Source organism: Nostoc sp. FACHB-888 (assembly GCF_014696655.1).
Lineage (GTDB): Bacteria > Cyanobacteriota > Cyanobacteriia > Cyanobacteriales > Nostocaceae > Nostoc.
The window spans coordinates 1-5,857 of sequence record NZ_JACJQM010000230.1 but is presented as its reverse complement, the minus strand read 5'-3'; the positions used below and the strand labels follow the sequence as shown (position 1 = coordinate 5,857).

Sequence of the window (5,857 nt, the reverse complement as noted above, 5' to 3'; positions counted from 1 at the left end):
CTCCCCCTCACAATGATTATCATTTTAATATTGAGTGAGATTTAATTTCCTCAAAGCCTTATGTAGTTTGAGTCTTGGTGTATTTCATACTGATTCAGGCTCGTCAATATTTAGATGCGTTTGCCCTGATCATGGAGCTAGAACAATTGCCGGAGCATCTGATCGTGCTTGGGAGTGGCTACATTGGGTTGGAGTTTGCCCAAATGTTTCAGCGCTTTGGCTCTCGCGTCACTGTCATTGGGCAGAGTAAGCAAATCCTATCACAGCACGATCCAGATATTGCGATCGCCGTTCAAACACTCTTAGAACGAGACGGCATTGAATTCTTGCTGAAAGCGAAGGTATTAAGGATCGATCGCTCTAACAATGCAACTAAACTTCTGATTCAAGTTGGCGATCGTGAGATCAGCCTTGAAGGTTCGCATTTGCTAATAGCCGTCGGTCGTGCGCCAACCACCGATACCTTAAATCTAGCCGCTGCTGGTGTGGCAACTGATGCACGAGGATTCATTCCAGTCAATGAGCGCCTAGAGACGAACGTACCGAATATCTGGGCGTTAGGCGATATCAATGGGGGACCGCAATATACCCATCTGGCACTGGACGATTATCGGATTGTCAAAGCGAATCTGATTGATGGCGGCAACCGCAGTACACAAGGTCGCTTGGTACCATCCTGTCTTTTCATCGACCCAGAACTGGCTCATATAGGTCTGACCGAAACCGAAGCACAGCAACAAGGGTATGCCATTCGAGTGGCGAAGCTAGATGCAAAAGACATTATGCGAGCGGTAACACAAAGTCAAACCGATGGACTGATGAAGGCGATCGTGGATACCGAGACGGGTCGTATTCTCGGTTGTTCACTCTTGTGCCATGAAGCAGGTGAAGTAATTTCGACAGTGCAAATGGTGATGCAAGCTCAGATGCCCTATACCGTTCTGCGCGATGGAATTTTGACTCATCCCACGATGACTGAAGGATTAAATATGCTGTTTTCAAACGTCTAAGCAGGTAGCAAGCACAGACACCGCATAATTCTTTACACCAACTCTTTCAGCCCTCAACAACCATAGAACTCATCATCATGAAAAAACTAGAAGGAAAAGTCATCACACAGAACTGCCGCTAGGCTAGGCATTTTTATCACGGTTGGTGATATCACTCAACTCTATGTGCGTGAGCAGTGCAATCCAGTGTTACTTTACTGCGCTGCTCAATTTGAAGCCTTACCTCGAAGTTGGCGCGATTATTTCCATCGGTAAATAGGTACATAGAATTAAATGTAAGGATTGTGTAGATTGCTTAAGGTACGAAACTTAACTAAAAAAGGAGAGTAGTTGCAATGACAATTCATCAAAACGGACTTTTTGTTCAACCAGATCAAGGTCGTTCTTATTACTTTGGTCAAGACCTTTATACCTTCAAAGCAATTGGTGAAGAGACAGGAGAAGCTTATGCACTTTGTGAGGTAATCGTTGCACCTCAAGGTGGTACGCCACCCCATCGGCACACTAGAGAAAATGAATCATTTTATGTTCAAGATGGAGAAATTGAATTCCAGCTTGACGATCGCACCCTTGTTGCAACGGCTGGAACCTTCTTCCATTCACCCAAAGGTCAGCTTCATCGATTTACTAATACGACCTCTGTACCTGCCAAATTGTTAGTTTGGGTAACACCTGCTGGATTTGAGAAATTTATTGCCGAAGTTGGAAAGGCGGTGAATGGTCAAATTGCATCTGCCCCACCATTGAGTCCTGAAGACTTAGAAAAAATTCTCACCACTTCACCTAAGTACGGCATTGAGATTATTCCTCCTCCTAGACAATGACAAGAATGTCACGCTTGAAAACATGAAACCTCGCGCTTGGCTATCTTGTTGGGGGTAGGCTTGCAGGTTCGTGTTTAAGACAATTAAACTTCAGTTGCGTCAAGGAGTTCAACATTTTCTTGATTCCCCAATACCTGCAACCCCACACTCTTTCATCCATTTATATCAAGGGTTTGTGCTTAACAAGCGTGCCATTCGGCAATGACAACACGAGGCACGAGGACTCACCATAAAACTACCAAGACGAATGGCAAAATAACGAGTTTTAGCTAGGGACAATTGGTAACAATCATACAGATCATCATGAAAAAACTAGACAGAAAAATTGCAGTCGTGACAGGGGAATTTAAAGGAATTGGTGTCTCAATCGCCCAATGCCTAATAGCCAAAGGTAAAGAGAAAAATTATGAACATTAACAAAAATGACACCGCGATAGTAGTTATTGATCCGCAAAACGATGTCTTGAGCGAAACAGGGGTTTCTTGGGATTTGGTAAGTACCAGCGTCAAAGACAATAACACCATCGAGAACATTGAGCGAATCTTCAAAGCCTCCAAAGAGCATGAATTTGAGGTTTTCATCTCCCCTCACTATTATTACCCCACCGACTACGCCTGGAAATTTGCCGGAACTGTAGAGCAAATGATGCTTAAATCTAAAGAGTTTGATCGTAGGGGTGCGTTGAGCCTCGACAGTTTTTTGGGGTCGGGTGCTGACTGGCTTGATCGCTACAAGCCTTTCATTGAGGATGGCAAGACAATCGTGGTTAGTCCCCACAAAGCCTATGGGCCACAGAGCAATGACCTTGTTTTGCAACTGCGTAAGCGCAATATCAACAAAATTATTCTGCTCGGAATGTTAGCAAATATTTGTGTTGAAGCTCACTTGCGTGATTTAATCGAGCAAGGATTCGAGGTCGCCGTCATCAAAGATGCAACTGCTGCCCCTCAACATCCAGAACTGGGCGACGGCTACAAGGCTGCACTGATCAACTTTGGATATCTTGCCAATGCTGTTCTGTCCACAAACGAGGTTATAGAAGCAATGCAATAACGTCAAACTCAAAAGAGGCGGATTCAATTTACGACTCACATTCTTCATTTTGATGCAAGTTGACGACACAATAATTCATCAATCATTTAGAGGATTATTTCCATGACTGTTCATAGCTTATTGACTCCGGAAAACTCCACTGTCATCTTTATCGATCATCAGCCACAAATGACCTTTGGCGTGGTGAATATCGATGGTCAGACGTTGATTAATAATACCGTCGGCTTGGCAAAAGCAGCAAAGATTTTCAATGTACCAACTATCCTGACTACTGTTGAGACCAAAGGTTTTAGCGGCTATATGTGGCCCCAACTGCTAGAAATCTTCCCTAACCAAACGCCAATTGAACGCACCAGCATGAACTCCTGGGAAGAGTCCAAATTTGTAGAGCAAGTCGAGCGCATCGGTCGCAAGAAACTGGTAATAGCGGCATTGTGGACAGAAGTATGTTTAGTGTTCCCGGCAATTCAAGCGATAGAAGCGGGTTATGAAGTATATGCAGTTGTGGATGCGTCCGGTGGTACTAGTCAAGTTGCTCACGATGCTGCCATTCAACGCATTGTCCAAGCTGGAGGTGTACCTGTGACATGGCAGCAAGTGTTGTTGGAATATCAACGTGATTGGGCACGTAAGGAAACCTACGATGCCGTAATGGATTTGGTTAAGGAACACTCTGGAACCTATGGAGTGGGCGTTGAGTACGCGTACACAATGGTACATGGTGCGCCTCCGAGTAATAAGAAAGTGCCTGCCTTGTCTGATGATTAGAGTACAAGTATCTTGAGGAGTTGTAGTGTGAGTATTTGTCTTAGTACGAAGCTTGCACTACACTCAACCGTTCTTTGTACTAACTTCCGTTTTATTTCAAAGTGTGTTGCCGAAAATTGCTGAACAATCTGGTGTTTTTAGGGTGGTTGTTCTCAATGAAACCTTTTTTTCAGTTGATTCTCTCGTCATGCCTGATCTTTGAAGGATACTTCACTCAACAATACCTTTCTGAGTTTGCTACTGCCCAGGATACGTTGCACGATCAAGTTACATCTGTTCATCAACTTACTGATGTGCAGCATACAGATTGGGCGTTTCAAGCATTACAAGCCTTAGTTAATCGCTACGGCTGCATTGTTGATTATCCTAATCAAACATTTCAGGGCAATCGCTCAATTACTCGCTATGAGTTTGCTGTCGGGTTGAATACTTGTGTTGATCGGCTCAATCAGCTACTAGAAAGTGCGACACCAAATTTGATTAAAAGGGAAGATTTACAAACTTTGCAAAGGCTTCAAAAGGAATTTGCAGCAGAACTCTTGATATTGCGTGAACAGGTAGATTCCTTAGAAGCCCGCACAGATCAATTCGAGTCTCAGCAATTCTCGACGACGACAAAATTTACTGGAGAAGCAGTTTTTGCTGTGAGTGGTGCATTCGGCAATGATAAAGCTTTACCACCAGGAGAAACACCTGGCTCCAGGGGTAAGGTTGGTGACAATATCATTTTTAGCGATCGCGTACGGTTGATCTTCAACACCAGTTTTACGGGGCAAGATTTACTGAGAATTCGATTTCAGGCTGGCAATATTCCTAACTCTAGGGAAGCTACGGGAACAAATATGGCTCGCCTAAGTTTTGATAGTGATACAGGCAATCAGTTAATTTTAAATCAACTCTATTACCAATTTCCCATCGGATCTGCTGTTAAGGTGACTGCGATCGCCCAGGGTACCTTGTTTGATGTGGTCGATACCATTAACCCTCTATTGGGAAGTGATGGCAGAGGTTCTATCTCCGCATTTGGGATTCGCAGCCCCATCTACCGTGAAGAAACAGGTGGGACAGGCATTGGTATCAGTTATAACTTTAACTCCGGCATCAATTTGGCAATGGTTTATCTTGCTAGTGAAGCTTACAACCCTACTGCGATATCTGGATTGTTTGATGGTTCCTACTCTGCTTTAGCACAACTGACGTTCCAACGCACGAAATCCTTGAGTCTTGGCTTAACCTATGCCCGTTCTTTGAATTCAATTGATATCAGTACAAGTAGTACCATTACCAATGACCCCTTCAATGGAGTTAGTAACAACATTGTTGGGAATAGCTATAGTCTTGCAGCTTCCTGGCTCATTAACCCTGCTTTGAGATTAGGGGGATGGGTAGGATATCTCCAGGCATCGGCGCAAGATATCCCCAATGATCCCAGCGCTGAGATTTTTTACTATGCTGTCAATTTTGGATTCCCAGATTTGGGCAAGGAAGGCAACCTATTGGGCTTTGTCTTTGGACAACCCCCCAAAGTGATCAGCAATGAGTTTGGGGTAGTAGATCGCAACACCTCATTGCATTTTGAAGCCTTATATCGATTTCAAGTGAACGATAATGTCTCAATTACGCCTGGTGCGATTGCTATTATCAACCCCGATCACAACAGCAATAATGACACGATTTTTGTTGGCACGATTCGGACGACGTTTCAGTTTTAGGGTCTGGGTCTGTACAGGCACGGTAAGGCACAAGCCTTGAAAAAAGATACCAGCCGTGTTTCGAGTTGATTCGTTGTGTAGCGTGGATCTGGCTTATGACGGCTGGTATAGGAGTGAAAGCGGTCTCCCTAAGAGCCGTTTCCTTTTTTAACTATTAAATTTTAGCCGGAACGTTAAATTCTATGTTCGATGAACCGTTAGCAATTAATATCAGTGAAGAAAGCTGTCCAGTCACTGCTGTGATCTCTCATGTAGTGAGACCGGGGCGTGAGCAAGGTTACGAAGCATGGTTTCATCGCATTGCCGCAGATGCACGAAAATTCAAGGGACATCTGGGTGTCAGCACTATTCGACCCCAGGATCACGCCCATCCTGAGTACGTGGTCATTAGACCTCTTGCAAAATTACTTTTATGTTATAGTCAAGGGTTTGCATTTTGGAATTGCTAAATTTAACTCATAGTTATAAATTGCTGCTAGTAAGTTACAA

At 43.9% G+C, this 5,857-nt stretch carries 6 protein-coding genes; all 6 read left to right on the top strand.

The genetic code is table 11. The features are described 5' to 3' along the window. The first annotated feature begins 77 nt into the window (after positions 1-77). The 6 genes from H6G26_RS37525 (at position 78) to H6G26_RS37500 (ending at position 5,817) form a co-directional block, all read left to right on the top strand. Positions 78-1,010, top strand: coding sequence for an FAD-dependent oxidoreductase (locus H6G26_RS37525; RefSeq protein ID WP_347242582.1), 933 nt, complete (start codon positions 78-80; stop codon positions 1,008-1,010). A gap of 335 nt (positions 1,011-1,345) precedes the next feature. Next, on the top strand, positions 1,346-1,834 hold the full coding sequence (locus tag H6G26_RS37520) for a cupin domain-containing protein (protein WP_190736688.1): 489 nt from the start codon (positions 1,346-1,348) through the stop codon (positions 1,832-1,834). A 406-nt stretch (positions 1,835-2,240) separates the two neighbouring features. Continuing rightward, positions 2,241-2,888, top strand: coding sequence for a cysteine hydrolase (locus tag H6G26_RS37515; protein WP_190736686.1), 648 nt, complete (start codon positions 2,241-2,243; stop codon positions 2,886-2,888). 102 nt (positions 2,889-2,990) lie between these two features. Continuing rightward, the gene (locus H6G26_RS37510) at positions 2,991-3,656 is read left to right on the top strand and encodes a hydrolase (protein ID WP_190736684.1); all 666 of its coding nucleotides are present in this window, start codon (positions 2,991-2,993) and stop codon (positions 3,654-3,656) included. A gap of 155 nt (positions 3,657-3,811) precedes the next feature. Then, positions 3,812-5,368, top strand: coding sequence for an iron uptake porin (locus H6G26_RS37505; protein ID WP_190736682.1), 1,557 nt, complete (start codon positions 3,812-3,814; stop codon positions 5,366-5,368). A gap of 182 nt (positions 5,369-5,550) precedes the next feature. Next, entirely contained in the window at positions 5,551-5,817 is a 267-nt protein-coding gene (locus H6G26_RS37500; RefSeq protein ID WP_199327262.1) for a hypothetical protein, read from the top strand. Positions 5,818-5,857 lie beyond the last annotated feature (40 nt).